Raw genomic sequence first — 26,022 nt, forward strand, 5'->3', positions numbered from 1 at the left:
AGATAGGAATATTGGGAATTATCAGATATTTCATGCTTAATCATTACCCTTGGTCATATAAAAACGTCCGGGCTCTCTTCTACGAAAGAAGAATCCGGACGTTTTGGCATGCAGCAGTTATGCAGCGAACAATTATAAGCGGCTGGACGATTATCCCAGTATATAATAGGACAATACGCTCTGAACTTCGTAGATATTTACGCTCTTGTTAAACGTCTTCTTGATCGGCACCGTACTGCTGGAGATATAGATGCACAGCTCCGCATCCAGATCGAAATGGCCGGCTGTCTCTACCGAATAATGGGAGATGCTTTTATACGGAATGGAATGATACTCGGTCTTTTTGCCTGTAATACCCTGCTTGTCCACCAGAATCAAGCGTTTATTTGTAAAAAGAAACATATCGCGTACCAATTTGTAGGCCCGTTCAATTTGCTCATTCGGAGCGAGGATAGCCGCATATTCCTGCTGTGCTTCTCCCAGACTTACTGTAGATGCATTACCCAAAAAACCATCAAAAATTCCCATTCTAATCTGCCCCTTTTGTAATTTCTAAATTTATGTAGCTGTGATGCATATGGCCGAGATTCCGGTGGTACTTGTACAGGTACATACCGTTACACGGACGGATGCCACTCTTCGACAGTCATGGCATACAGCAGATGATCTTCCCATTTGCCGTTAATATGCAGATAGCGCTCAGCCAGTCCTTCTTTGCGAAAGCCCACCTTTTCCAGTACACGCTGGGAAGGAATATTCCACGGCAGTACGCCTGCCTGTATACGGTGAAGCTGTCCTTCCTCAAAGCCAAAGGCTGTACATTGCCGGAGCGCTTCGGTACCGTATCCACGGCCATGATAATGCTGGTCAACAAAATAACCAACATATCCATTTTGAAAAGGTCCTCTGGCTATACCGCTCAGCTCAATGCGTCCGACCAGCGTATCGCTCTCCTGTTCAAATATGCCAAAAATATACCCGCTGCCTGCCTCCATACTCTGTTGTCCATCGATGATAATCTGCTGCTGCACCTCCAGTGTCCAATAGCATTCCGGACGGACCGGATCGTATACGCTCATAGACTCCCGATTCGCGATTCTCATCTGCAGCAGTGCTTCGGCATGTGCTAATTGAAGAGGTCGAATCTGGATTGAACTTCCCATAGCTGCTCTACACTCCTTTTCCATGATGTATCAGAATTGATCTGCTCTCGCATATGGTTTATTCAAACAGTAGTACTTGTGGACTACCGAATAACGATTATTTTATATCGTAAAGCACACATTGTAAACGAACAAACCCGGAAATAATCTTCCAGGTCTGTTCCTGATATGTTATCTCCGCCCAATGAAATGAGTATATTTATTACTATCTTTTAACGGGCACAGCAAATATAGTATTTGCCAGTATATCTTGTCCTTGGACACTCCAGTGTGAGAACAACAGAAATTTATACAGAAGTTTCGATAAAAAGAAAGCGTGCAGTTTTAGCCAAATTTAATCCGAGAAATAAAATAGAAACCTCCAAATAATTTATAGTTATTTGTATTTATATAATTGTTTTTTTTGCTAATCTCACAGACTTTATTAGTTCTTAGAATCTAGTTATAGAGTACCACCAATAAATAAGTCTGAGTATAATAAAATCCACCTAAGCAAAAAAATTACTCTTACAAGTATTAAATATTCCCTGATAAATTTTACAGCGTATTCCATATCCCTTCCAGCTCATTCAGCTCATTAATTCTCTTCCACGGCTCCATGCCGAGAGTATGATTCCAATCAAAGCTTCGTTTCAGGAAAATCCCGCGCATGCCTACCTGGGCAGCTCCCCAGATATCATTTTCCGGATGATCGCCTACAAATACTGTCTCTTCGCCGCTCGTTCCCAGGCGTTCCAGAATCATCTCGTAAATTCTCCGGTCCGGCTTTTTGATGCCAGCTTCTCCGGAAGTGAGGATGACATCAAAATGTTTTTCCAATCCCAGATGCAGTACTTTGCCATATTGAATCTCGTACAGTCCATTCGTGAGCATGCCCAGCTTGTATCCTTTATCCCGGCAGAACTGGATCGCTTCCATGGCGCCTTTCATCAGGCGTGCTTCTTTCATATAATGTTCTTTGTAATAGCTGTGCAGTATATCCGCATCGGGTTTCTGCGACCAGGGTAGGCGTTCTACCAATTCTTCGAAAAAGCCCCGCTTCTCCCGGTATCCATCGGCATCGGCGATTCGCATATAGCCCAGAATATCGCGTACTTTTTCCTGATCCTGAATATGGCCCAGATAATCCTTGATCAGCAGCCGGGAGAACGCACCAAATGTATAATCCCGATCCATCAGTGTATTATCGAGGTCAAAAATAACGGCTTTGACAGCATGTTCCGACATTGTAGTTAATCTCCTTTGAGTATGTATTTTATCCTTAAATGAATTCTGGTTAGTTGCATCCGTGCATGATGAAGCGCTATGGCAGCAGCACGTGACAATCACCAGTATAGCAAAATCCCTGCCTGTTTCGGCAGATCACATCAAAAAACCCGCCTGCAGCTGCAGACGGGCCCATTATTATCGTGATATGCGGAAATGCTTTGGTTCAGGTACAATCAGAGCAGCACATACGACTTGTCCGTATGTTCCTTGCTCTCTGGCAGCACAGCCGGCTCACGGTGCGTAACCATCATCTCCTGATCCGTGATATACAAAGGGAAATCGGGAATCTCATGCAGATACCGCTGCTGATAGAGCTTGCGGCAGTCCACTTCAAAATGCGGAGAATCCTCGTATACCGGAAGCTTGCCATTCTCCTGAACATAATCATCAATCGCTCCCTGCACCTGATCCAGGTGGTACGGAATATATCGTTCCTGTTCCTCAAAGATCTCAAAGGTTTCCCGCGACAGATAAAATTTCTGATCGCTGCGGCCTCCCAGATAACGGGTCAGTCTCGACAGATCCAGGCTTCCATCATCCTGCATCAGCGCTGTCCGGTTAATGCCGCTCATTTCTCTCTCATATTGAAGTACAGCTGTGCGAAGTTCGTTCATTGTTACATGCACCGAAGGCATGTTCACGGCTTTGCTTCTTGTTTTGAACCTTTCCAGAATAGACATAATCGTCTCTCCTCCCTATGAATGGGATATCAGGGACTAGTGTCAGAAAACGTTTACAATGAAGCTTCGGAGAAAGCGGCTAACTTTTTCTCCCTCACTATAAGTATACCGCATTTTACAAAGAATGATTCACTTTTTTACAAAATAATGATATTTCACGATAAATTAGTTCGGTTCGCCCACAGCAAGCTAGAATTTACATACAGATTGCGGTAGGATGGTACATGGTCCTGTTTTATCGGCTGGATGCTGTCGGGACAGCATCTCTGGTTTATGTATATTCTGTACCATTGCATGGACACGAATCACAGGGAGACCGTGCAGAGCATGATTTGAATCCAGAAAGGAGTCTGATGATAAAATGCAAGATGTCATTATTGTAGGTGCCGGACCCTGCGGACTATCTGCGGCGATCGAATGCGAACGCCTCGGGCTGAACACTCTGATTATTGAAAAGTATAATGTGGTACATTCGATCTACCTGTACCCGACCAATATGCAGTTTTTCAGTACGGCTGAGCTGCTGGAGATTGGCGATCTGCCATTCCCTTCGCCTAATGAGAAGCCATTTCGCCATGAAGCACTGGCTTATTACCGCCGGGCTGCCCAGCATTACAATATCAAAGTACAGCCTTATACGGAAGCAACAGGGATTGAACGCCATGAGGATGGTACGTTTTCTCTGCGCACCGTCAATCGCCAGGGCGAAGAGCATACGCTGGAAGCCCGCCGTGTGATCATCGCTACCGGCTATTTTGATCATCCGAACTATCTGGGTATCCCGGGCGAAGATCTGGAAAAGGTCACCCATTATTTCCGCGAAGCCCATCCTTATACCGGAATGCGTGTAGCGATTATCGGCGGCAGCAACTCGGCGGTGGATGCCGCTCTGGAAATTGTACGCGTAGGCGCCACAGTCGATATGATTTACCGCGGCAGCGATCTGTCCGCCAACATCAAGTCCTGGGTGCGTCCAATCTTCGAAGGACTCGTGACCAAGGGCAAAATCAGTCTGCATCTGAATTCCTGCGTAACCGGCATTACCGAGACCGAGGTACAGATTACCCATACCGACGACGGTCGCACCGAGATGCTTGGCAATGACTTTGTGCTCGCCATGACCGGTTTCCGTCCGGATCGCAAACTGATTACATCCATGGGAGTAACCATGAGCGAAGACATGGACAAACCGCGCTTCGATCCGGAGACGATGGAGACGAATATTCCGGGGCTGTATGTCGCCGGTGTTATCGCGTCGGGACGCAACGCCAATGAAGTCTTTATCGAGACCGGCCGCCGCCATGGTGCGCTGATTGCGAGACATATCACGGATACATTATCCCAGATTACCAGCTGAACCGATCTTTTCCGTGACAGCTAGCTCGCCTATTTTACACATAGGTGTTGCGTGTTGCAAATGGTACCACTTGGTGTACTGATTTACTATACCTGTCCGCTGGATTCCGGCGGACATTTTTACTTCCAAAAGGAACTCCAGTATGTACATGCTTGGCATGTCGAATACAATCTGTTCATCTTCTCAACTGGCTTCCCTTTACCATCCTCGGAAAGGAGTGATACTTATGGGCGCTATTGATATGCCCTCCCTCATTCTGCTTGTTATGGCCGGACTCGGCATTGTCGGCAAGAATACGACCGTTACCATCGCCATGATCATACTGCTGCTGATTCGTGTACTCGGCTGGCATCAGGCTTTTCCCTGGCTGGAAAAGTACGGGCTGACGATTGGTATTATTATTCTAACGATCGGCGTAATGACTCCGCTGGCCAGCGGCAAGATTTCCATGGAGACGATTATGTCTTCCTTTGTCAGCTGGAAATCACTGATCGCTATCGGCATCGGTCTGTTTGTCGCCTATCTGGGCGGGCGCGGCACGATCCTGATGACCAACCAACCTACCGTTGTAGCCGGTCTGCTGATCGGTACACTGATTGGCGTAGCCTTTTTCAAAGGAGTTCCGGTTGGTCCATTGATCGCGGCAGGACTGCTGTCGCTGCTCATCGGTAAATCTTGATCTATATTGTAACGGGCAGGATATGGTATACTGCCAGTACAGCTTTGTCAATCAAAGCTGACAACCATGTGTATACGTATGCATTTCCAGGAGGATTACATCCATGCCCCAAGCTTTTGTCATAGAAGCGATTATGATTGCGATCTACGGCCAGTTACTTCATCCGGATAAGCCGGTCAACTATATTGTTCCCTATACCTCCATTATGGAGCTGTATGAATTTGCGGAGAGTCAAGAACCGCTGATGAACGATTCAGTCGAAGAACGCGAAGTCCGCGAGCGGATCAAGGCGCTGATTGATTATTTGGAAGAACCGCTGAACAAGAAGAAGATTCAGCGCTGTCTCCAGATGCCATGGGCACTCAGTGCATCGATTTTATTTACGGATAACGTTCAGCTGTCTGTCGTGAACGCCATGGATAATGCCTATTACGGCGAATCTTTTGATCCGATCGAGACGGAGCTGATCCTGTCTGCCCTGCGTAAGGAAGTTCCGATGCTGACCGACCAATTTGAGATGATTCACCGGATGATTGAGGCCAAAGTGCCTGTCCAGGTGTATGATATCGAAGATTTCTCTTATGCGCTTGAAGGCACTTCAACCGTATAACCGGCAAAAAGCCCATGTTATCATTACGATAACATGGGCTTTTTTGATAACCACATGGATATTTAGGATTCAGGGATATACGCATAACGGATATCATCTTCATTATCCAGGTATTCCACATTCAACTTGTATCCGTTCAGATACCACAGATCCTGGGATTCCATATAAAATTGGATTCCTTCTGTCTTCTGCTCAAGGCCCGGACTGATAGGCGGCTCCACCGAAATTCCCAGCGAGAATCCGGGGTGAATGTCACTGTTACTGCTATAACGTGCGTAGAAACGCAGGGCATCTCCATCTTTCAAATCCAGTTCTTTTTTATACCAGCGTGCGGCTTCGTCCGATACGGCGATACTCATTATTTATTCCACCTTTCGTTAAAGTTTGCAAGATTGCCTGACAAGATCAGGTCATCGTATGAACACTATTCGGAGTAACGTTTATTCCTGAGAGACTGTACTCACCTGCTAACCATTACCCTGACTCTTTCCGTATTATAACATGTTACAGAGGTCTGCCGTTATGGATAGACGACAAATCTTTGATAGATCGCTTCCTCTTTTCTGGCTTCAGTCAACTTTTCGTATACTTATGTAAACTTTCTTGACTTTATTCGACAAGAAAACATTCATAATTAGCTGATTTTAAATAAAAAGGCAAGTTTTTCGTTGACACGCTTAAAAATGCAGTGATACAATCAGACACAGGCGAGTGATAATTAGAAGTTATTACCATCTGCTACTACATTATGAAGAAAGGGTGAACTCCATGCATAAAATGACGATTGTACATAACCAGGCCTATGCTAGCGATCTGACTACACAACTAAAAAAATGGAGCAACCCGGCAGGTGGACACCCTTCAAGGTAATTGGTTTATCCAAATTACACTTGAGAAGTATCCATAACAGTTACTATTACTGCATCGGTTGCCCGCAACCGTGCGTCATATGACATCTACAAAGAGACATGTTATGTGCATTTGCACATACGTGTCTCTTTTTTATGGCTGCTTCACCCTTGCAGACAGCATGAGCTAGGCACTTCGCTTGATCCGCTTCATTCTTTATTCGCTTGACCCTATTATGCATAGTACATATGCATCGGAAAGGTAGTGATGGCATGTTTGCTGTTTTGAAAAATCTGGGCTGGTTCTTCCACCGGGAGCGTAAACGCTATATTGTCGGCATTCTAATGCTGGCTGGTGTCGGTGTACTGGAACTCATCCCTCCCAAGCTGCTTGGAGACGCGATTGATCTGATCTCCAGCGGCTCGGTTACCTATCAGTCGCTCATTTATTACTCAACAGCGATTGTACTGACGCTGATCGTCATCTACGGGGTAACCTATGTATGGATGCACAGTCTGTTCGGCGGCTCCAATCTGGTCGAACGGCTGCTGCGTACCCGGTTTATGGCACATCTGCTTCGCATGACACCGCCATTTTTTGAACGAAGCCGTACCGGTGACCTGATGGCCCGTGCGACCAATGATCTTCGTTCCGTCGCCATGACGGTTGGATTCGGTATGCTGACGCTGACTGACTCTACGGTCTATCTGCTCACGGTACTGCTCGCAATGGGTTTCCTGATCAGCTGGAAATTAACACTGGCGGCGATCCTGCCGCTGCCGTTTATCGCTATTGCGATGGCCATTTATGGTAAAGTGGTTCATGCCCGCTATACGCTGGCCCAGGATGCCTTTGGCGATATGAATGACCAGGTACTGGAATCGATCGCCGGAGTGCGTGTTATCCGTGCTTATGTCCAGGAGCGCCAGGACGAGAAGCGGTTTGAGCATATTGCCAATGACGTTTACCGTAAAAATCTCGCTGTTGCCATGGTCGATGGACTGTTCGAACCAACGATTCGTCTGTTTGTCGGACTGAGCTATATTATCGGTCTTGGCTTCGGGATCTATCTGGTATTCCATAATGAACTGACACTGGGTGATCTGGTTTCCTTTAACATTTATCTGGGGATGATGATCTGGCCGATGTTCGCCATCGGTGAGCTGATCAATATTATGCAGCGCGGTAATGCCTCGCTCGACCGGGTCAATGAGACACTGGCTGTCAAACCGGATGTCGAGGACATCGCTTCTCCGGTAGCGGTCACTTATCCGGAATCGATTGAATTTAACGATATTACGTTCCGCTATCCCACTTCCACTGTCGATAATCTCCAGCATGTCTCGCTGAAGATTCGTGCAGGCGAGACGCTCGGCATCGTCGGACGTACCGGCAGCGGTAAATCCACGCTGCTCAAGCAGCTGCTGCACGAGTATCCGGCAGGCAGCGGAGAACTGACCATCAGCGGCGTACCGATTCAGAATATCGCCAAGGATCAGCTGCACAGCTGGCTGGGTTATGTACCGCAGGAGCAGATTCTGTTCTCCCGCAGCGTACGCAATAATATTCGCTTCGGTAAAGCGGATGCTAATGACGATGAAATTATGAATGCGATTCATACTGCAGCCTTTGACACGGATCTGCACACCTTCCCCGATGGCCTGGAGACAATTGTCGGTGAGCGTGGTGTCGCCCTGTCCGGTGGTCAAAAACAGCGGGTATCGCTGGCTCGTGCCTTTATCGCCGAACCGGAGATTCTAATTTTGGATGATGCACTCTCTGCTGTCGATGCAAGAACCGAAGCCCGTATTATCGAAAATATCCGCACCAAGCGTGCGGGCAAAACGACTCTGATCGCAACGCATCGCCTGTCTGCCATTGAGCATGCAGATCATATTGTCGTCCTCGATCGGGGCAAAATCATTGAAGAGGGAACCCATACCGAACTGCTCAAGGCCGGCGGCTGGTACCGTGAGCAGTATGAGCGGCAGCAGGTGGCGAATTCCCTTGATGGGGAGGTGTCTTAATTGGAGACACAGGATTACGAACAGCCCATGACGAGGCTGGATAACAAGACGATTACCAAACGGCTGTACCGGTATGCACTGCGGGCCAAAAAGACCTTTGTCGTCGCCTTGATCATGCTGATCATCGGTGTCGGCGCAGAACTGGCCGGTCCCTTTATTGCCAAAAATATTATCGATAACCATATGTTCGCGATTGAGCAGCCGTTCTATGAGACGACTGCCGGTGAACACAGTGCCGAATACAACGGCAAATTCTACAAACGCGAAGGCTTCTGGGCAGCTGGTGAGCAGCGCGGCGCGGAAGCTCATGTCGTACAGAGCGGGCCTACCTTTTACTTTATCGAAGGTCCGATGGACAACACGGCCAGTGAGAAGAGCTATGCGAACGGTACTATGACGGTACGCAATGCGCAGGGTCAGGAAGCTCTCTATCCGGCTGTACCGCTGTCCGCTACAGAGCTGTTCGGCTTTTACAAGCCGGAGCTGCCCAGCATTTACAAATTGATCGGTCTCTACTTTATCTTCTTGCTGATCACGATTATTACCGAATTCGGAAAGACGTACTGGCTGCAATCATCGGCCAACAAGGTTATTCAGGAGCTGCGTCTGGATCTGTATGCCCATATTCAGCGCCTGCCGGTTCCCTTTTTCGATAATCTGCCTGCGGGTAAGGTCGTCTCCCGCGTCACCAACGATACCGAAGCGGTCAAGGATCTGTTTGTAGCCGTACTGTCCAACTTCAGCTCCGGTGCGGTCTATATGCTCGGCGTGTATGTAGCGCTGTTCATTCTGGACTTCCGGCTGGGCATGATCTGTCTGTTCCTGGTGCCTCTGCTGATCGGATGGATCTATCTGTACCGCCGGGTAGCAACCAAGTACAATACGGTTATTCGTTCCCGGCTGAGTGAGATCAATGCGATCATTAACGAATCGATCCAGGGCATGTCGATTATCCGTATTTTCCGTAAACAAAAGCAGACTCAGGAAGAGTTCGAACAGCTGAATAATGATTATCTGTCTTATCAAAATAAAATGCTGCGCCTAAACTCACTGACTTCGCACAATCTGGTCAATGTGCTGCGCAACCTGACCTTTGCCCTGGTACTGTGGTACTTTGGTTCTGCAGCGCTGGGAAGCCTGGACAGTGCCATCTCGCTCGGCGTACTGTATGCCTTTGTCGATGTACTGGGACGCCTGTTCCAGCCAATGACCGGTATGGTCAATCAGCTGGCAGCACTGGATCTGTCGATGGTATCTGCCGGACGTGTATTTGAACTGATGGATGAAGAAGGCGAACAGGTCACCGATGGCTCCATGCCGCGCTATCAGGGAAATGTACAATTCCAAAATGTCACTTTTGCCTACAAGGTTGACCCTGTCTTAAAAAATATTAATTTCGAAGCCAAACAGGGCCAGACCGTAGCGCTGGTCGGTCATACCGGCTCCGGCAAAAGCTCGATTATCAACCTGTTGTTCCGGTTCTATGATCCGCAGCAGGGAACGATTACGATCGATGGGCAAAATGTTCAGGAACTGCCTAAGCAGTGGATTCGTCAGCATATGGGTATTGTTCTGCAGGATCCATATCTGTTCACCGGGACGATTGCTTCGAACGTAAGTCTGGATAATGAGAAGATCAGCCGTGAACGAGTCGAACGAGCGCTGCGTGAAGTAGGTGCCGACAAGATTCTGTCCGATCTGCCCAAAGGCTTTGACGAGCCAGTAGTGGAAAAAGGCAGCACCCTGTCTGCCGGACAGCGCCAGCTCATTTCCTTTGCCCGTGCTCTCGCTTATGATCCGGCAATACTCATTCTGGATGAAGCAACCGCGAATATTGATACCGAGACCGAAGCGCTGATTCAGACCGCGCTGGAAGTACTCAAAAAAGGCCGTACAACCTTTATCGTCGCCCACCGCCTTTCGACAATCCGCAGCGCCGATCTGATTCTGGTACTGCACCAAGGGGAAATCGTAGAGCGTGGTACCCATGATGAACTGATGGAGATTGATGGACGTTATCGTCAGATGTACCGGATGCAGACAGGCATCCATTCCAATGTCATTCCGGGCAACATGACGGAACCGGAAGAAGACGAAGCTCCTGTACCTGCCGGATTGGCGGGACGTACAGTGTGACAAAGCGCAAAAATAATATGAACTATGGGCAGCAGTGTATTGTGTTTATGCAATGTATGTCTCATGCAGTCTGATCAACCCAAAAGACCTGACCTCCCTCCGGGATGCCAGGTCTTTTGGTATAGCTGCTTTTCTTCTTTGCTCTTATTGTTTAAGCGGTAAATGCCTTGGTTTTTTGCAGCAGACGATTTGTCATTGTGCTGAGTTCCTCGGAGGATGAAGAAATCTCCTGCATAATCGCCGTCTCTTCATGAGTAGCTGTAGAGATCTGCTTGGCTCCTTCATAGAAACGATCCGCCATTTCACGGATAGTATTCACGTTCTGATAAGTCAATTCAACCCTGTCGGTCTGTTCGGAGATAGAACCTTCCATGAGTTGTACCGCCGACATGAATTCATCGACAATCCCTGCAAACTGCTGCAGCGTCTCCTCTACCTCCATCGTATGGGCAGACTCCCGGCGAACGAGCTCATTCTGACTGTGGATCAATTGAACGGTATCATGGATCTGGGTCTGAACCGCTCCAATCAGGGAATGGATACGCTGGGCCGAGTCATTACTTTGCTCGGCGAGCTTGCGAATCTCGGTAGCTACAACTGCGAACCCGGATCCATTTTCCCCGGCATGTGCCGCTTCGATGGAAGCATTCAGCGCGAGCAGATGGGTCTGTTCCGCCAATCCCTTAACCGTGCCTGTAACTGCCCCAATATCGGACGCCTGGTTATCCAGCAGACGGATCGTATTTTCAGCCTGAGCCTGGGATTGGGATAATGTATTCATCCCTTCCTTCAGTGATGCAAAAATATGCTGGGTAGAATGTACAGAACGTTCCATCGTACCCGACAGATTCATCATATGAGTGGACTTGTCACGCATTTCCTGAAAAGAACCAAGCATCTGCTCTGCAGTCTGCATCGAAGTCTCGGTAGATTTGCGCTGCTGCTGCACACCTTTGTAAATCTCATCGGCAATCGTCGACAACGACTCAATCTGCTGGGTCGCTTCGCTGATCGATCCGGTCAGGTACTCGGCATTTTGCGAAGTGGTGTTGGTACTATGAGCAATATCGTTAATAATGTCCTTGATATTCATTACCATTACGCGAAAAGCATCGTTTAATACCTTGATCTCATCTTCTTCACGACGTTCCGGAATATCCACCGTCAGATCACCTGCCGATACACGTTCTGCAGCGTGCGACAGATTCACAATCGGCCGGGTCAGCAGCCGTGAGATGACATAACCAAGAATACCGCTCCATGTAATGCCGAGCAGCAAAATGATCGATACATACAGCCAGTCACTCATTGTTGCCGCCAAAAAAGACTTGAGATAAAAAATAAAGAAAGCGCTTGTACCATAAGTAATAATAGACACTGCAATAAAGCTTGCGACCAGTTTGGATCCCAAGGATAATTTCATGATGCACCTCATAGCTTCAGAATTTGAGTAGTAATAGAGTGGAATAAATGCTGAATCGACAGGAATATAAGCTTGTAATATTTATTACCATATTGATTCAATACTTATTAATTTAAATTTTAGCAAAAAAATAAACAAACTGTTGTGATATAAGTCATAGACCAGCACACTCATTTAGACCCAAAGGCCCATTTTCTTCCTGAATCTCCTGCTTCTTTTCTACGTATATACCCTAATCTGGCATCTTTTTAGAGGTCTGCTTGCTCTCTTCCTTCATGGAAGCTATGCTAAGTATTATACCGATCCAGATGATCTATACAGGAATCAAGTTAAAGGGGATGAAATTGTACATGGAACGCACCAGAGTCTGGAGCGAGCGATTCAAGCTGTTTTTTCTGAACAATCGCTTTGTTATCTTTTTATTTGTACTACTGCTTATCTCACTGAATATTTTTGTATTATCCAAAATCCCGTATGTGTTTACGCCGATTATCGTGCTGGTCAAAACGGTGATCCTGCCGATTATCCTTAGCGGCATTTTGTTTTATTTACTGAATCCTGTTGTAAATTTGCTGGAAAAGTACAAAGTAAAACGCATTTATTCCATTATTATGCTCTACATTTTTATTATCGGCATTATAGTGTTGATTGTTAGCCTTGTAATTCCTGTTATTCAAAAGCAGATTCAGGAATTGATTATCAGTATTCCTATGCTGTATGACAAGACTGTATACCAGATTCAATACTGGCTGGGCGGCGATGTGTTCCAGCAGCTGCAGCAGTCCACCAATATTAATCCATCGGAACTGGCCCAGTCACTGTCTGAGCGCTGGGCAGCCGTCGCCGGCAGCGGAGTTACCGGATTTATCCATACATTCTCAGGTATTGGCGGATTTCTCGGTACACTGACAGAAGTATTGGTCTCGATTGTAACGGTACCGTTCATCCTGTTCTATCTGCTCAAGGACGGACAGAATCTGCCGAATTACATTTTAAAATTCATCCCGGTCCGTCTGCGTGATCAGACCTCCAAAGTAATGTCGGAAATGAATCATCAGATCAGTTCCTATATTCGTGGACAGATCATCGTCAGCTTCTGTATCGGTATTCTGCTGTATATCGGCTATAACATTATCGGGCTGGATTACGCCCTGATTCTGGCCGTTGTTGCTTCCTTTACGAGCATTGTGCCTTATCTTGGACCGGCAATTGCGATTACGCCGGCACTGATTGTGGCGCTGGTGACGTCACCAATTATGCTGCTCAAAATGGTCGCTGTCTGGACCATCGTACAGCTGATTGAAGGCAAACTGATCTCTCCGCAGATCATGGGCAAATCGCTTAAAGTTCATCCAATTACAATCATTTTCGTCATTCTGACTTCCGGTAATCTATTCGGCGTTATTGGTATCCTGCTGGCCGTACCGGGATATGCCGTATTGAAAGTTCTGATCACCCATCTGTTCGACTGGCTCAAAGTCAGCTCCAATCTCTATGAGACGGATAAAGTTACCGAACAGCCGGTTGAAGTGGATATAAAGAAACAATAACTGGCAGACTTCATAAAGGATAACCATGTGACTACCTTTACATTCTGATATGCATATGAACAGCAGTCATATGCTAAAATCCATATCACTGTCGTTCCTATGCGAATATGAATTATCCCTCCCAAAGTCTGCCCGTAAGCAAAAAAACCTTGAAGAGCGATCAGGCTCCTCAAGGTTTTTTTGCTTTAAAATCGTCATGCTCGCATACAGCTTGTTATGCTGATGTTTGTATTTTGGCTTGAATCCCAACTTCCGATTCCTGGCGCTAGCAAAATACAACTCCATAAGATTAAGTTAGTGCCTGCCGCACACGTGCAATTGTTTTATTTCGCCAGTTCAGGAGTATAACCTGCCGGGATAATTGTCGTTGCCGTACCTGCGGTAATAACCTGCGGATACATCATGCCCGGTTCCGGCTGCTGCAGAGAATAGCTGATAATCGCTCGCTTATCGTCTGTCAGCTTGACGTTATCAATCTTCAGATTGTAACCGGGATTCGGCAGTTCTACGTGAAGGGTCACCTTCTGCTTGCCGTCTGCAGTACTGGTAACGCCCATTTCAGGGTTATAGCCCATTTGCTCACCTTCCGCTGGTTGTGCTGGTGGAGTGGTTGTATCGTCGCCGGACTGCGGCTGGTTGTGACGCTCGACCATCTCCACTGCGCTGTGTACCCATACTGCAGCATCCATACGCGTAATATCCGCTTGGGGTTTGAAGGCCTGACCTACCGAGCTGCGTGGGATTACATTCATATTGACCAGATCCTGAATCGCATTGGATGCTTCTTTGCTGATGCTGTCCTGATCCTCAAATATTACAAACATTTTGGTTGTCGGATATTGTCCGGTCGTATTGATGGCCTGGTGCAGCCAGATCGCGAACTGCTCACGGGTCACCGACTCGGAAGCTTTGATGCTGGCCGGAACGGACAGATCATTGGCACGGGCAGCTGCTACAGCCTGGGTGTACCATGCTTTACCGGCTGTTGTCTCCGGCCCTTTCATATCAAAGGCATTGACGAGCATCTGTATTGCCTGCGGCTGGGTCAGCTGCTGATTCGGTTTGAACTGGGTAGCTGTCACACCATTAATAATTCCTTTTTCCTGTAAAGAATTGACGATCGACTGGTTATTGGAACCTTGCACATCAGAGAAGGCGGCGGCTACCGCAACTCCGCTGCCTGCAAGTGCACAGGATAATACCAGCAGCGCTGCTGCTTTATTTTTCGAATTCCACATTATATTCCCTCCACCTTATAGATAATCAGGTTAGTTGTATTCATATCGGAAACGCGCGTTTTCCGTCGAACCTTCACTATCACAGACGCAAGGAAACGCCAAATGGTTGCGTATCGCTGGAAGTCTCACATTTGCTGCGGCGCTTGCATGCCGAGCAGTTCCATCAATCGTGCCAGGTATTCACCGGTCTGACGGCTCAGCTGCAGGCGCTGCTCACGCCAGGCAGGAGGGCAATCCAGAATACGATTATGGCTGTAGAACTGGTTGAACAATCGGGCTGTCTGAAGCGCATACCTCGCCATAATTGACGGTTCGTGCAGACGCACTGCCCGTTCCAGTTCGCTGTCATACCCTGCCAGATGACAGAGCAGCTCCCAGGCCGTGTCCGTCCAGCCCGATGGCTCTTCCACGGCTGCGCTGGAATCCGATGGCTCCACTGCTTCACTGGCTGACTGTTGTGCCACCTCTTCGCCAGTCGGCTGTTCTGCAGATTCATTGTTCTGTTCTACGCGCCGCAGAATACTCTGAATCCGTGCGTACGCATACTGTACATAAGGCCCGGTCTCTCCCTCAAAGCTGACCGCTTCTTCCAGCGAGAAATCAATCCCATTTTGACGGTTGTTCTTCAGATCATTGAAAATGATCGCGCCTACGCCGACCTGGCGGGCGACTTCTTGCTTGTCTGGAAGACTCGGATTTTTCTCTTCGATAATGCGTGCTGCCTGCTGTACCGCCTCATCCAACACCTCTTCCAGAAAAACAACTTTCCCTTTGCGGGTGGACATTTTTTTACCGTTTACTTTCATTAATCCAAAAGGAACATGGATGCAGTCTTCCGCCCAGTTGTAACCCATTTTACGCAGCACAGCGAATACCTGACGGAAATGCAGCGCCTGCTCTCCGCCGACTACGTAGACGAGTCGGTCACCATGCATCATTTCTTTGCGATAAATGGCTGTCGCCAGATCACGGGTCGGGTAGATGGTTGTACCGTCGGATTTGATAATCAGACAGGGAGGCATATCCTGTTCATCCAGACGAACCACCAGCGCGCCATCACTTTCTTCGAGCAGATCCAGCTCACGCAGACGATCCACTACAGCAGGCATTTTATCATTATAAAAGCTCTCGCCCAATACCGCATCAAACTCCACACCAAGCCGCTCATACATCCGGTCAAGTGAAGCCATGCTCACATCCACAAAGTACCGCCACAGCTCCAGCGCCTGCGGATCTCCGCTCTCCAGCTTGCGGAACCAGTCACGCGCTTCATCCTCCAGCTCAGGATGCTCTGCAGCTTCATCATGAAACTTAATATAGACCCGCAGCGCTTCACCGATCGGATTCTGCTCCATTTGTACCGGATCGCTCCAGCGCAGATGCGCCGTGATCTGTTTGCCGAACTGGGTACCCCAGTCTCCGATATGATTGACCCGCAGCGCCTCGTATCCGGCGGCACGATACATCCGGTACAGCGCCGCACCGATTACTGTAGAACGCAGATGACCTACGCCAAACGGCTTGGCGATATTCGGAGAAGACATGTCAATAATGATACGCTGTCCTCCGCCCACCTGGAGCTGGTAATGCTGCTGATCCGCAATCCGCTCCAGCAGCGCGGTACTGGATATCGTCCGATCCCAATGCATATTGACGTAGGCTCCTGCGGCAGTGACATGAATATGGGCATAGGCCGGCTGCTCGCGGATGCGGCTGCACAGCTCGGCAGCAATCTGCTGGGGCGCACGTCGCCATGACTTGGCCAGTACAAAGCACGGGAAGGCCAGATCGCCCATCTCTACCGATGGAGGAGTCTCCAGCAGCTTGGTCAGTTCTTCCACTTCCATTTCGGTTACCTTTTGCAGCATGGCTATCGCTTCATTTACAAATAGACTGACTGTACTCATTCTTTTCCACTCCCCTGGATAATTGGTGTACATATCAAAAAACTCCCGTCTCTTAAGCCAAAGCTTAAGAGACGAGAGCATCGATTACAGTTCCCGCGGTACCACTCTTGGTACAATCGCCGATCTGTGGATCATTTTTTAAAAGATGGCAAATTGTCACTTGAATACGATAACGGTGTCAGGCCGGATACGCTTATGCACAGCAGGTACAATATCAAGCACTGCTGCTTTGGGCGAATCATCTCACAGGTGCGCTTCCGCAAAGACATTCTGCCGGCTCTCACCCTCCCGGCTCGCTAAAAGAATAGTCACTTTGCGTACTCTCCTGCTCATAGACTTCTTATGTAATTTTGGATAATGTTCTGTTTGGTATGCTAATCTGCAAGTTAGCAGTATTATATCGAGCAACCTGCGACCAGGCAACCTTTTTTTGAATATCGGTGTTGAAAGCGACTAGACCGGCACTCTTATTTTTGTAAAATGACCGCTGACTGATCTGAAGCTAATGATGCAATAGTAAATTGTTAAACGGAATTGTTAAACAGATATGCTCATTTGTACTGCACAGGCATTAATGATTTGCATTAAGTATTCAATTTAGCCGAAAAGTATACGGTCCATTCATAGTATGGATTTTGACTCGATTCTCATCCAACCATTCAGGCTCCATATAATTAAATATTTCCTCATCCGTTGCAATAGTATCCTCCGGAACAGTAATCGTAATCATATGGTTCGACAATCGCATCATCAAAAATCCATATTCTTGCTTAAAAACTTTATAATTTGATATTCTAGCCTCCAAAAGATCCTTCCGACTTTCTATAATAAGACCATTTATATGCGAGGGAGAATATAAGTATATGAATTGATAGGGATGGAAAAGTGCAGTTGCTGCACATTGAAGAAGCAGCAGCACGCTGATGATAGTGAATAGCATTAATCTGAACCGTTTTTTTGATTCTGCTTTTTGAATTATGATTAAAAACAAGACAATATTGACTACCATTAAAGGAAGATAATACGTCTCGCGAAGCCAGGTAATGTGGCAATCCCCCAATAATAAAAAAAGCACATAACCATCAAGGATAAAGATTGCAGTTTGGATGTACAATAAGATTTTTTTGATATTACCGTGCATAGGTAAATATTTCTGCTTCAGCCCAGTCGCTGATTTCGCCACTCATCGTAACTTTGAATACATGATTGGATGATTCAGCCGAAGGCGTATAGATATAGCGGTATCCACTTTCTGCATTTACAAATCGATCAATAATTTTACCTGTCGTCACATCTTTTATACTCCAATTTACTGTTGGCATCTTGTCGGAAGTCTGATTGATATCTATTGCCAATATTTGTCCTTCGCTCATTTTAAAACTGCTGCCTAACTGCTTTTCCTGTCCACCATTGGAGCTGTTATTCAAATACACTTTTTGATTGAAAATAGATTGTATCTTTTCCTTTTTATCATATTCGGTAATCGGCTTTCTCCCGAGCATTTCACCTTTTCCTCTTACCCAGGAGGTATAGGTAAACTCCTGCGGTTTCTTTACGGACTCTATAACGATCATGCCTTTATTTATTAGTTCATTGATAAAAGCTTTATGATCCTGATTTTTCCATTGAGCCTGCGAACCGAGTTCATATTCAATTTGTTTACGAACCATTTTCTCAATAACAGGATCGTTTTGATAAGAGCTGACAGCATCAGCAAAAGCAATGACTACTTTTTTCCCTTCAATGAGCAGCTCTTTTTGTATACATGTTTCATTTTTGAGTTTCCATTCGCGACTGATCTGATAATAGGGCGTTGTCCGGTTGTACGGATCGATTCGAAGTCCTGTGTTATCGATGTAAAAAGGTTGGTCGGTTACACGAACACTTACCATATTGGACGAAGTCGAATCACTGCTTATTTCCAAAGTTTCATTTACATTTTGAGCAAGGGTATGTGAAGGATTGTAATAGGTTTCGAGCATGCCTGCGTGGTTATGTTGTGCCAGAGCCCTACTGGGAAACGTGACTGAAACCGTACTGACTGATGCCATGGTCATACCTACTACCAGTACCAAGCCCATCCATCTTTTCTTTTTTTCAGAAATGAACATCATTAGCTTAAACCTCCAATATTTTCGAGTTATTTTCTCCATGCTTTGTAAAATCAGTCTAATAAAGCATCATACTATGTACAGTGAACAATCGAAGCTTTGACCCTCATTGTCAGCGATAAATTCTTCAACTCCTTTTTCAAGGATTGCCATGTGAATCATCACTACTTCATGAGCAGACCCAGTTTTTAATGATACAAGGTGTAGAAACAAGAGCACCCATTTATTTACAATACACCCTTGTTGCTGATACTACAAGCTAATCCATTGTTTAACTGATTACAGCTATGATTTTCCAGAACAAAATAAGACACAGCAAACGATTTGCCGTGTCTTGAGGATGGTGCTCATTATTGAATTTGATGTTAAATGGCTCATTTGGGATCACCAACGTAATGTCTGTCGCCTTAGCCCAAGATATATTCTGTATACATGGCTTATTATCGTTCCTGACAGATGCGCTTTGCATACATTGTGTACACATACAATGTACTGCCACGCTCATGTGCTGTCCCTCAAGAAACGCACATTCCTATGTAGACAGCCGGCTTGGGTCTCGTTATACAGGAACTTTCATTTCCATCAGTTCTCTGCAAGCCTGGGCACAGCGGCGGCATGCCTGTACGCATTCCTGGCAATGGGTATGAGGATGTTTCTGGCATTCCTCGATGCAGGCTTCGCAGGCCTTGGCGCACACTTCAGCGATTTCGGCAGCGAAGGTACTGCCCTGACTCAGTGCCTGTGCAGTAAAGGAACAGATCTCTGCACAATCCCGGTTAATGCGGATGCAGTCGCACAGCTTCTCCAAATCATATTCCTTGAGGTTGGATACATAAGAGATATTGCAGGCATTCATTGCTTCGACACAAGCCTCAATATAAGAATGGTATTGTTGCGGTGTAGACATAATAATAACCTCCCGTATAGTTCAATTCAGTAACCTTGCGCGCTGCAGGTTATTTCTGTGCCGTATTCCGGCCTCAGCCTTGGTTATTGAACTATTACCCCGGGAAAGGCAAAATTGAAACTGATCTACCTTCAGGATTCCGCAGCCTGATGTTCCAGCGCCATCAGCTGTTCCTGTATATGCCGTTTGTCGAAATGCTCGCCGATAAATACAGCGACATCAGGTACCGGCTTTTGCGGTATGGTCTTCATGAAATCCATCTGTCGGTAGGCGTATTGAAATAGAAAACGGCTGGAGGTATCACTAAAGCTAAGGATTCCTTTGGCACGGTAGATCTCCGCAGGCAGTCTGGCGATCACCTGCTCAAATTCTTCGCTGTTGATCGGCTGCTGAAAATAGTGAGTATAGACCATTACATGCTCATGGGAATGATGCATATGCCGGTGACTCTGCTCTGCATCTTCGCTCTCGTGCGAGGATGATTCTGATCCTTTTGAAGCGCTGCATACCGGGCAGTTCTGAGCATCATGTTCACCCGCTTGTTTCGCAGAACCCTGTTCACTGGTGAGTGAAGCTCCTGTCTGCTCATAATGTGCACGATCCAATTCACAGCGTACCGTAATATGAATTGGCGCAAAGGCATTCCAGCCGCGCACAATCGTCTGTACACGTTCCAGTTGCTCCGGACTGACCAGATCGCTTTTGTTCAGAACCAGCAGGGATGCCGAACGAATCTGCTCCTGCATCAGCCGGTACGTCTTGCCCTGCTGCTCTTCATACAGCTGCCACAGATGAGCCGTATCGACCACTGTGATCAGATTACGCAGCTCCAGTGGATTATACAGTGAAATCTCGGTCACTGCGTCCAGAATCTCGATTGGATTGGCTACACCGGATGCTTCAATAACGATCATGTCCGGCTGCTCATTTTGCATCAGATTGTACAGCTCCAGCCCCAGATCGACCCGGTTGGAGCAGCAAATACAACCGCTCAGCAGCTCGGCCATCGCTACATCTTCATCCAGCATCATTCCATCCAGATTCACATCTCCAATCTCGTTCATAATAACAGCAGGCGTCTTGCCTTCATCTTTCCAGTTTTGCAGCATCTGCTGCAGCAATGTCGTCTTACCGCTCCCGAGAAACCCAGATAAAATATATACAGGTGTCGTCATTGTCAACCTCCATTGATTAGTATAAGCGCTTTATTTGTAATCCGTACGTACTGGCTGTTTGGTTTATGGAAAAAACAGGACTTTGGTTCATTCCCATTCTAAATCTATAACATATACATTCCGGATAAAACCGACTGGAATGCTATTACTCTGAGGATTTTAGTCCGGATCTATCAAATAAACAGCTGATAAATATTATAAAGCAAATCAGCTGCTGTTGAATACTCCTTGCTGTCAATGGGATCAGCTATGATTTGTACTGCGGATGGATATCCAGTGTGCCAACGATTCTCTTTGGACGTAATATATGCCTTTCCAGCTGCCTGTATATGCGGAGGGCTGATTGTCTATGATAAGATAGAACTTGGCTGTTTGATATATGTGAGAGTCTATATTCTCTGGCAGGCTTTGATTTTTTAATAAAATTACGAATATTCTCTACGCCAAATAAAGGAGCTGATCCACTTATGCGATCTGTAGATGAACACCGGGCAGAAGCCCCTGATACTGTGAAATGTATGGTGATTACCGTATCCGATACACGCACTCCCGAGACCGATACCGGCGGTCAGCTGCTTCAATCGCTGCTGACCGAACATGGTTATCAGGTCGTCGATTACCGGATTGTAAAGGACGACTACCAGGAGATTCGCGAATTGCTTCATCACCATGCCGAACGTGAAGACGTCGAAGCGATCCTGCTAACCGGCGGTACCGGCATTGCTCCGCGTGATGTTACGTATGAAGCTGTGCAGAGTCTGCTGACCAAGGAGCTGCCTGGATTCGGCGAGATTTTCCGCTATTTGAGCTTTGCCGAGGATATCGGTTCAGCAGCCATTCTAAGCCGGGCGATTGCCGGCACGATCGGCCGTACGGCTGTCTTTTCCATGCCCGGCTCACGTGGTGCTGTCAAGCTCGCCATGGAACGCATCATCATACCCGAGCTGAGACATGTGATGCGTGAAATTTACAAAAAATAAAAAAAGCTTATACAAACCAAACAGATAGCGTGCATGCAACCACAAAGGTATTCAAGAGATGAAGTCATTCATCTCCCCGATACATGCGGCTGCAGAGACAGCTATCTGTTTTTGATTTGGACAGTATTTATTGAAAACGAAGCATATAACGATAAATTCCGGTCGGTTTCTGGAATTTGCTTTTCAGCACAATCAGTTTCTGTATGACAATATTCCCTTTAAACCTTCAGCCACCGAATTAAGCCTGAATGCGGATCAGCTGACGGCCTACTGCTTTACCGGCCAGTACGGTTTCCAGTGCCTTAGGAATGTCTTCCATTTCATACACGGTAATTCCCTGCTGCAATGCTGTCTCCGGCTTCCAGTCTCCGGCCAGATGATTCCATACTCGCTGACGGATATCTACTGGACAGAATACCGAATCAATACCGATCAACTGTACCCCGCGCAGGATAAACGGAAACACACTGCTTTCAAACTTCACTCCGGCTGTATTGCCGGATACGGCGACGACACCCCGGTACTTGACCGTCTTGAGCCGCTCACCGAGTGCAGCACCCCCTGTAGGATCGATGATGCCCGCCCACATTGTTTTGCCCAGTGCCCCTTTGACGGGATGCTCCGCATCCTGTCTGTCCACTACCTCGCTGGCTCCCAGCTGGCGTAGCCAGTCACTCTGCTCAGGCTTGCCGCTAGAAGCATACACTTCATAACCGAGCTTGCTCAGCATCGATACGGCCATCGTACCGACGCCTCCTGTTGCACCGGTGACAAGAACCGGTCCATCTCCTGGCTGTACACCCCCCTGCACGAGTGCATCGATAGACAGCGCCGCTGTAAAGCCCGCTGTGCCGATCATCATCGCTTCCTCTGCACTCAGACCAGCCGGCAGTTTGACCAGCCATTCGGCAGGTATTCTCGCATATTCACTGTATCCGCCGTAGTGACTCACTCCGAGCTTATAGCCGGTGCACAGCACCTGATCTCCAGGCTGAAAATGACTGTCCGTGGATTCCACCACTTCACCGGCCAGATCAATCCCGGGCACGAATGGGTACTCGCTTACCACTTTGCCGTCTGCCCGGCTGGCGAGTCCATCTTTATAGTTAACGTCGGAATAGAATACTTTGACAGTTACGTTTCCTTCGGGAAGCTGGTCGGCTGTCAACTGCTGTACCGAACCGGTAACCTCTTCTCCTTGTTTTTCCAATACATACGCACGAAATGTCTGTTCCATTCGGTTCCACCCTCTCTGTTGTCTTAAGCTCAACCCGCAGTGTAGCGTATTTGGTCGGGTATGCCTGTAATTTTTCTCATACTTTGGTGTGACTTAGTGCTGCTCATCCAGCCTGGTATTGGTTGCATCAACCACTCCGGAAAGGAATAAAGGCATTCACTCCGGTTAAGCCTGGAGATCCTGAATATGGGGGAGGAAATGAGGATCTCCAGGCTCAAATGTCGTTCATTGCCTTCATTTCCTTTCTTGCGTTCCTTGCGTGGTGCAGCATGATTAGCTTAATCTTTGCAGTGCATAGATCATAGGCTACAGTCCACGATTTGTGATTCGTGATTCATTGTCTGCTGTTTACCATTATTCGTTTACTTGGTACGCAGGTGTACACTTTTATTACTTTAACCAGAAAAGCCTGCTCCTCTTTCGAGGAACAGGCGGTTTATTGCGATCATGCAGCTTCTTTTCACTTTGCTCCTGGTGTCTGGACAGGTTTTCGTTACTTCACAGAATATTCCTCATCGCATAACGCATTGATATTCTGTATTGCCTTTATCCTTCATGCCTATTGATGTTCTGCAATCCTTCTTACCAACTTCCTTCTTTAAAGATAGAAAGTCTTTATAAAAGGATCAGGCTTCTTCCGGTGGAAGATGGTCGGCGATCAGCTTTTGTTTCATTTCCCACGCTTTAGGGCTGATATTGACACGGTAGATTTCCGGATTCAGCTTGCGCAGATATTCCGGCCAGAACTGTTCCAGCTGGGAACGGTGATATGCTCTGATCTCGTCGAGGGAAGGCAGTTCATAGACCTGCTTGCCTTCAACGAAGATGGGTTCGAGCATGGCTACAGCCTGATAGTCTGATACGTATTTACGGATATACGGATGCAGAGGGTTAAACAGCTTCAGGCGTTTGCCTTCACGTGGTTCTTCTTCATCCGGGAAGCAGATATAATCGGCTATCGCTTTGCCGCTGCCGGTGCTGATGATCCGGTATACGTCCTTGATGCCCGGTGTCGTTACCTTTTCGGGATTGGCCGAAATTTTGATAACCGGCTGCATGGTGCCGTCGATTTCGCATTCGACCAGCTTGTATACACCGCCGAGAGACGGTTGATCCGATGCTGTAATCAGCTGGGTGCCTACGCCCCATGTATCAATCCGTGCTCCCTGCGCTTTGAGATCAAGGATCGTATTTTCATCCAGATCATTGGACGCAACGATTTTCACATAAGGCAATCCGGCATTATCCAGCATTTTGCGAGCCTGAATGGAAAGATAGGACAAGTCACCGCTGTCCAGACGGATTGCGCTCATTTTTTTGCCGCGTGCTTCCAGTTCCTTGGCGGTCTTGATTGCATGCGGTACTCCACTGCCCAATGTATCAAATGTATCCACGAGCAGCGTTACACCATCCGGCAATGCGGCCGCATAACGGTCAAACGCTTCCTGCTCATTGCCAAAGCTCTGTACCCAGGAGTGTGCATGGGTTCCTTTGGCCGGAATACCAAACTTGGCACCTGCCAGTACGTTGGATGTGCCATGGAAGCCGGCAATATATGCCGCTCTCGCGCCCCAGATAGCCGCGTCCGCTTCCTGTGCACGCCGTGTACCGAATTCCAGCAACAGATCATCTCCGGCTACTTGCTTGATCCGTGAAGCCTTGGTGGCGATCAGTGTCTGGTAGTTCATAAAGTTCAGCAGGGCAGTCTCGACGAGCTGTGCTTCCAGAATGCTTCCTTCCACCCGGATCAGCGGCTCATCCGCAAATACAACCGCCCCTTCCTTCATCGCCGAGATCGTTCCGCGGAAACGGAATTGGCGCAGCTCCTCCAGGAAACGGGCATCGTATTGTTCTTCCTGTTCCGCGAGGAAAGCAATCTCATCCTCATGGAATGTCAGGTTATTGATATAGTTAACGATCCTCTCCAGACCGGCAAATACGGCATATCCATTTCCGAAGGGCAGCTTGCGGAAATACGCTTCGAAGACTGCCTTTTTCGAATGAGTACCATTGACCCAGTGTGCATACATCATATTGATCTGATATTTGTCCGTATGTAAAGCAAGTCCCAGCTGTTTCATCAGTTCATTCACCTCGTTTTTGTTATACCTGCCGCCTGACCCGGTATGTGAATACTTGCACATACCAGGCAGTAATCGGCATGATTAACTTTTAACCACATTTGCTCCGAGTGTACCTTTAAAATGTCCAAGTGCCCAATCGTGGCCGACCGCATTGAAGCTTGCAACCGCATCCTCATGTACAGTGATATGGAATCCCCTGTTGTACGCGTCCACAGCCGTATGCAGCACACAGATATCCGTACACACCCCGATCAGATGAAGCTCGGTAATATTCCGCTGCCGCAGCTGCATCTCCAGATCCGTCCCTGCAAATGCGCTGTAGCGCGTTTTGTCCATCCAATAGATCTGCTGCTGATGATGCTCATAGACCTGCTTAAGACGACCATACAGCTCGCGTCCTACAGTACCGCGGATATTGTGCGGCGGGAACAGTGACGATTCGGGATGATACTGATCATGCTCATCATGCAGATCGACTGCCATGACGACCCACTCACCCTCCTGTACAAACTGCTCGGTCAGCGCCACAATCCGCGGCTCGATATCAATGCCCGGCTGTCCTACAGGCAGCTTGCCATCCACAAAATCATTCGTGTAATCAATAACAATAAGAGCTTTCATCAGATTGGCCTCCTTTTGG

Annotated in this window: 21 protein-coding genes and 1 other annotated feature; of the genes, 7 read left to right on the forward strand and 14 right to left on the reverse strand. The window is 47.4% G+C overall.

Annotation, left to right across the window (positions count from 1 at the left end; genetic code table 11):
- Positions 1-150: 150 nt before the first annotated feature.
- From M1D61_RS13285 to M1D61_RS13300, 4 genes are all read right to left on the reverse strand, one after another.
- Positions 151-528 (reverse strand): PH domain-containing protein, encoded by a 378-nt coding sequence (locus tag M1D61_RS13285; RefSeq protein WP_046214544.1) that lies wholly within the window; start codon positions 526-528, stop codon positions 151-153.
- 89 nt (positions 529-617) lie between these two features.
- On the reverse strand, positions 618-1,163 hold the full coding sequence (locus M1D61_RS13290) for a GNAT family N-acetyltransferase (RefSeq protein WP_458119077.1): 546 nt from the start codon (positions 1,161-1,163) through the stop codon (positions 618-620).
- A 537-nt stretch (positions 1,164-1,700) separates the two neighbouring features.
- Entirely contained in the window at positions 1,701-2,390 is a 690-nt protein-coding gene (locus M1D61_RS13295; protein ID WP_458119079.1) for an HAD family hydrolase, read from the reverse strand.
- A 215-nt stretch (positions 2,391-2,605) separates the two neighbouring features.
- A complete protein-coding gene (locus M1D61_RS13300) occupies positions 2,606-3,112 on the reverse strand; it encodes a DUF3939 domain-containing protein (RefSeq protein ID WP_458119081.1) in 507 nt (168 codons plus the stop codon).
- 361 nt (positions 3,113-3,473) lie between these two features.
- Between M1D61_RS13300 and M1D61_RS13305 the strand changes: the two genes are divergently transcribed.
- The 3 genes from M1D61_RS13305 (at position 3,474) to M1D61_RS13315 (ending at position 5,758) form a co-directional block, all read left to right on the forward strand.
- Positions 3,474-4,469, forward strand: coding sequence for a YpdA family putative bacillithiol disulfide reductase (locus M1D61_RS13305; protein WP_458119083.1), 996 nt, complete (start codon positions 3,474-3,476; stop codon positions 4,467-4,469).
- Between the two features lie 235 nt (positions 4,470-4,704).
- A complete protein-coding gene (locus M1D61_RS13310; RefSeq protein ID WP_458122506.1) occupies positions 4,705-5,148 on the forward strand; it encodes a DUF441 domain-containing protein in 444 nt (147 codons plus the stop codon).
- A gap of 103 nt (positions 5,149-5,251) precedes the next feature.
- Positions 5,252-5,758, forward strand: coding sequence for an ADP-heptose synthase (locus M1D61_RS13315; RefSeq protein ID WP_458119085.1), 507 nt, complete (start codon positions 5,252-5,254; stop codon positions 5,756-5,758).
- Positions 5,759-5,820: 62 nt separating this feature from the next.
- On the opposite strand, the gene M1D61_RS13320 is transcribed toward M1D61_RS13315, so the two are convergent.
- Positions 5,821-6,117, reverse strand: a complete 297-nt coding sequence (locus M1D61_RS13320) for a HesB/YadR/YfhF family protein (protein ID WP_046215439.1) — start codon at positions 6,115-6,117, stop codon at positions 5,821-5,823.
- A 762-nt stretch (positions 6,118-6,879) separates the two neighbouring features.
- On the opposite strand from M1D61_RS13320, the gene M1D61_RS13325 reads away from it, so the two are divergent.
- The gene (locus M1D61_RS13325) at positions 6,880-8,634 is read left to right on the forward strand and encodes an ABC transporter ATP-binding protein (RefSeq protein WP_458119087.1); all 1,755 of its coding nucleotides are present in this window, start codon (positions 6,880-6,882) and stop codon (positions 8,632-8,634) included.
- Positions 8,635-8,661: 27 nt separating this feature from the next.
- A complete protein-coding gene (locus M1D61_RS13330) occupies positions 8,662-10,770 on the forward strand; it encodes an ABC transporter ATP-binding protein (protein ID WP_458122507.1) in 2,109 nt (702 codons plus the stop codon).
- Positions 10,771-10,921: 151 nt separating this feature from the next.
- On the opposite strand, the gene M1D61_RS13335 is transcribed toward M1D61_RS13330, so the two are convergent.
- Positions 10,922-12,193, reverse strand: coding sequence for a methyl-accepting chemotaxis protein (locus M1D61_RS13335; RefSeq protein WP_458119089.1), 1,272 nt, complete (start codon positions 12,191-12,193; stop codon positions 10,922-10,924).
- A 350-nt stretch (positions 12,194-12,543) separates the two neighbouring features.
- Here M1D61_RS13335 and M1D61_RS13340 point away from each other — a divergent pair, with 350 nt between their 5' ends.
- Positions 12,544-13,743 (forward strand): AI-2E family transporter, encoded by a 1,200-nt coding sequence (locus M1D61_RS13340; protein ID WP_458119091.1) that lies wholly within the window; start codon positions 12,544-12,546, stop codon positions 13,741-13,743.
- 323 nt (positions 13,744-14,066) lie between these two features.
- On the opposite strand, the gene M1D61_RS13345 is transcribed toward M1D61_RS13340, so the two are convergent.
- The 5 genes from M1D61_RS13345 to M1D61_RS13365 form a co-directional block, all read right to left on the reverse strand.
- Positions 14,067-14,981, reverse strand: a complete 915-nt coding sequence (locus M1D61_RS13345; protein WP_458119092.1) for an S-layer homology domain-containing protein — start codon at positions 14,979-14,981, stop codon at positions 14,067-14,069.
- A 125-nt stretch (positions 14,982-15,106) separates the two neighbouring features.
- Positions 15,107-16,888, reverse strand: a complete 1,782-nt coding sequence (gene argS, locus M1D61_RS13350) for an arginine--tRNA ligase (protein ID WP_458119093.1) — start codon at positions 16,886-16,888, stop codon at positions 15,107-15,109.
- A 64-nt stretch (positions 16,889-16,952) separates the two neighbouring features.
- Positions 16,953-17,230 (reverse strand) — a binding site (T-box leader).
- A 788-nt stretch (positions 17,231-18,018) separates the two neighbouring features.
- A complete protein-coding gene (locus M1D61_RS13355; protein ID WP_458119095.1) occupies positions 18,019-19,002 on the reverse strand; it encodes a hypothetical protein in 984 nt (327 codons plus the stop codon).
- A gap of 556 nt (positions 19,003-19,558) precedes the next feature.
- Positions 19,559-19,906, reverse strand: a complete 348-nt coding sequence (locus M1D61_RS13360) for a four-helix bundle copper-binding protein (protein ID WP_458119096.1) — start codon at positions 19,904-19,906, stop codon at positions 19,559-19,561.
- A 131-nt stretch (positions 19,907-20,037) separates the two neighbouring features.
- Complete coding sequence (locus M1D61_RS13365) at positions 20,038-21,081, reverse strand: CobW family GTP-binding protein (RefSeq protein WP_458119098.1); 1,044 nt, start codon at positions 21,079-21,081, stop codon at positions 20,038-20,040.
- Between the two features lie 467 nt (positions 21,082-21,548).
- On the opposite strand from M1D61_RS13365, the gene M1D61_RS13370 reads away from it, so the two are divergent.
- A complete protein-coding gene (locus M1D61_RS13370) occupies positions 21,549-22,061 on the forward strand; it encodes a MogA/MoaB family molybdenum cofactor biosynthesis protein (protein ID WP_458119099.1) in 513 nt (170 codons plus the stop codon).
- 238 nt (positions 22,062-22,299) lie between these two features.
- Here the strand turns inward: M1D61_RS13370 and M1D61_RS13375 are convergent, their stop codons facing one another.
- The 3 genes from M1D61_RS13375 to M1D61_RS13385 form a co-directional block, all read right to left on the reverse strand.
- Positions 22,300-23,298 carry an acrylyl-CoA reductase family protein gene (locus tag M1D61_RS13375; RefSeq protein ID WP_458119100.1) on the reverse strand — a complete coding sequence of 333 codons (999 nt, stop codon included), beginning with the start codon at positions 23,296-23,298 and terminating at the stop codon, positions 22,300-22,302.
- Between the two features lie 626 nt (positions 23,299-23,924).
- Entirely contained in the window at positions 23,925-25,379 is a 1,455-nt protein-coding gene (locus M1D61_RS13380; protein ID WP_458119102.1) for a nicotinate phosphoribosyltransferase, read from the reverse strand.
- An 84-nt stretch (positions 25,380-25,463) separates the two neighbouring features.
- The gene (locus M1D61_RS13385) at positions 25,464-26,003 is read right to left on the reverse strand and encodes a cysteine hydrolase family protein (protein ID WP_458119104.1); all 540 of its coding nucleotides are present in this window, start codon (positions 26,001-26,003) and stop codon (positions 25,464-25,466) included.
- Positions 26,004-26,022: the final 19 nt, after the last annotated feature.

The organism is Paenibacillus sp. Z6-24 (genome assembly GCF_054161335.1).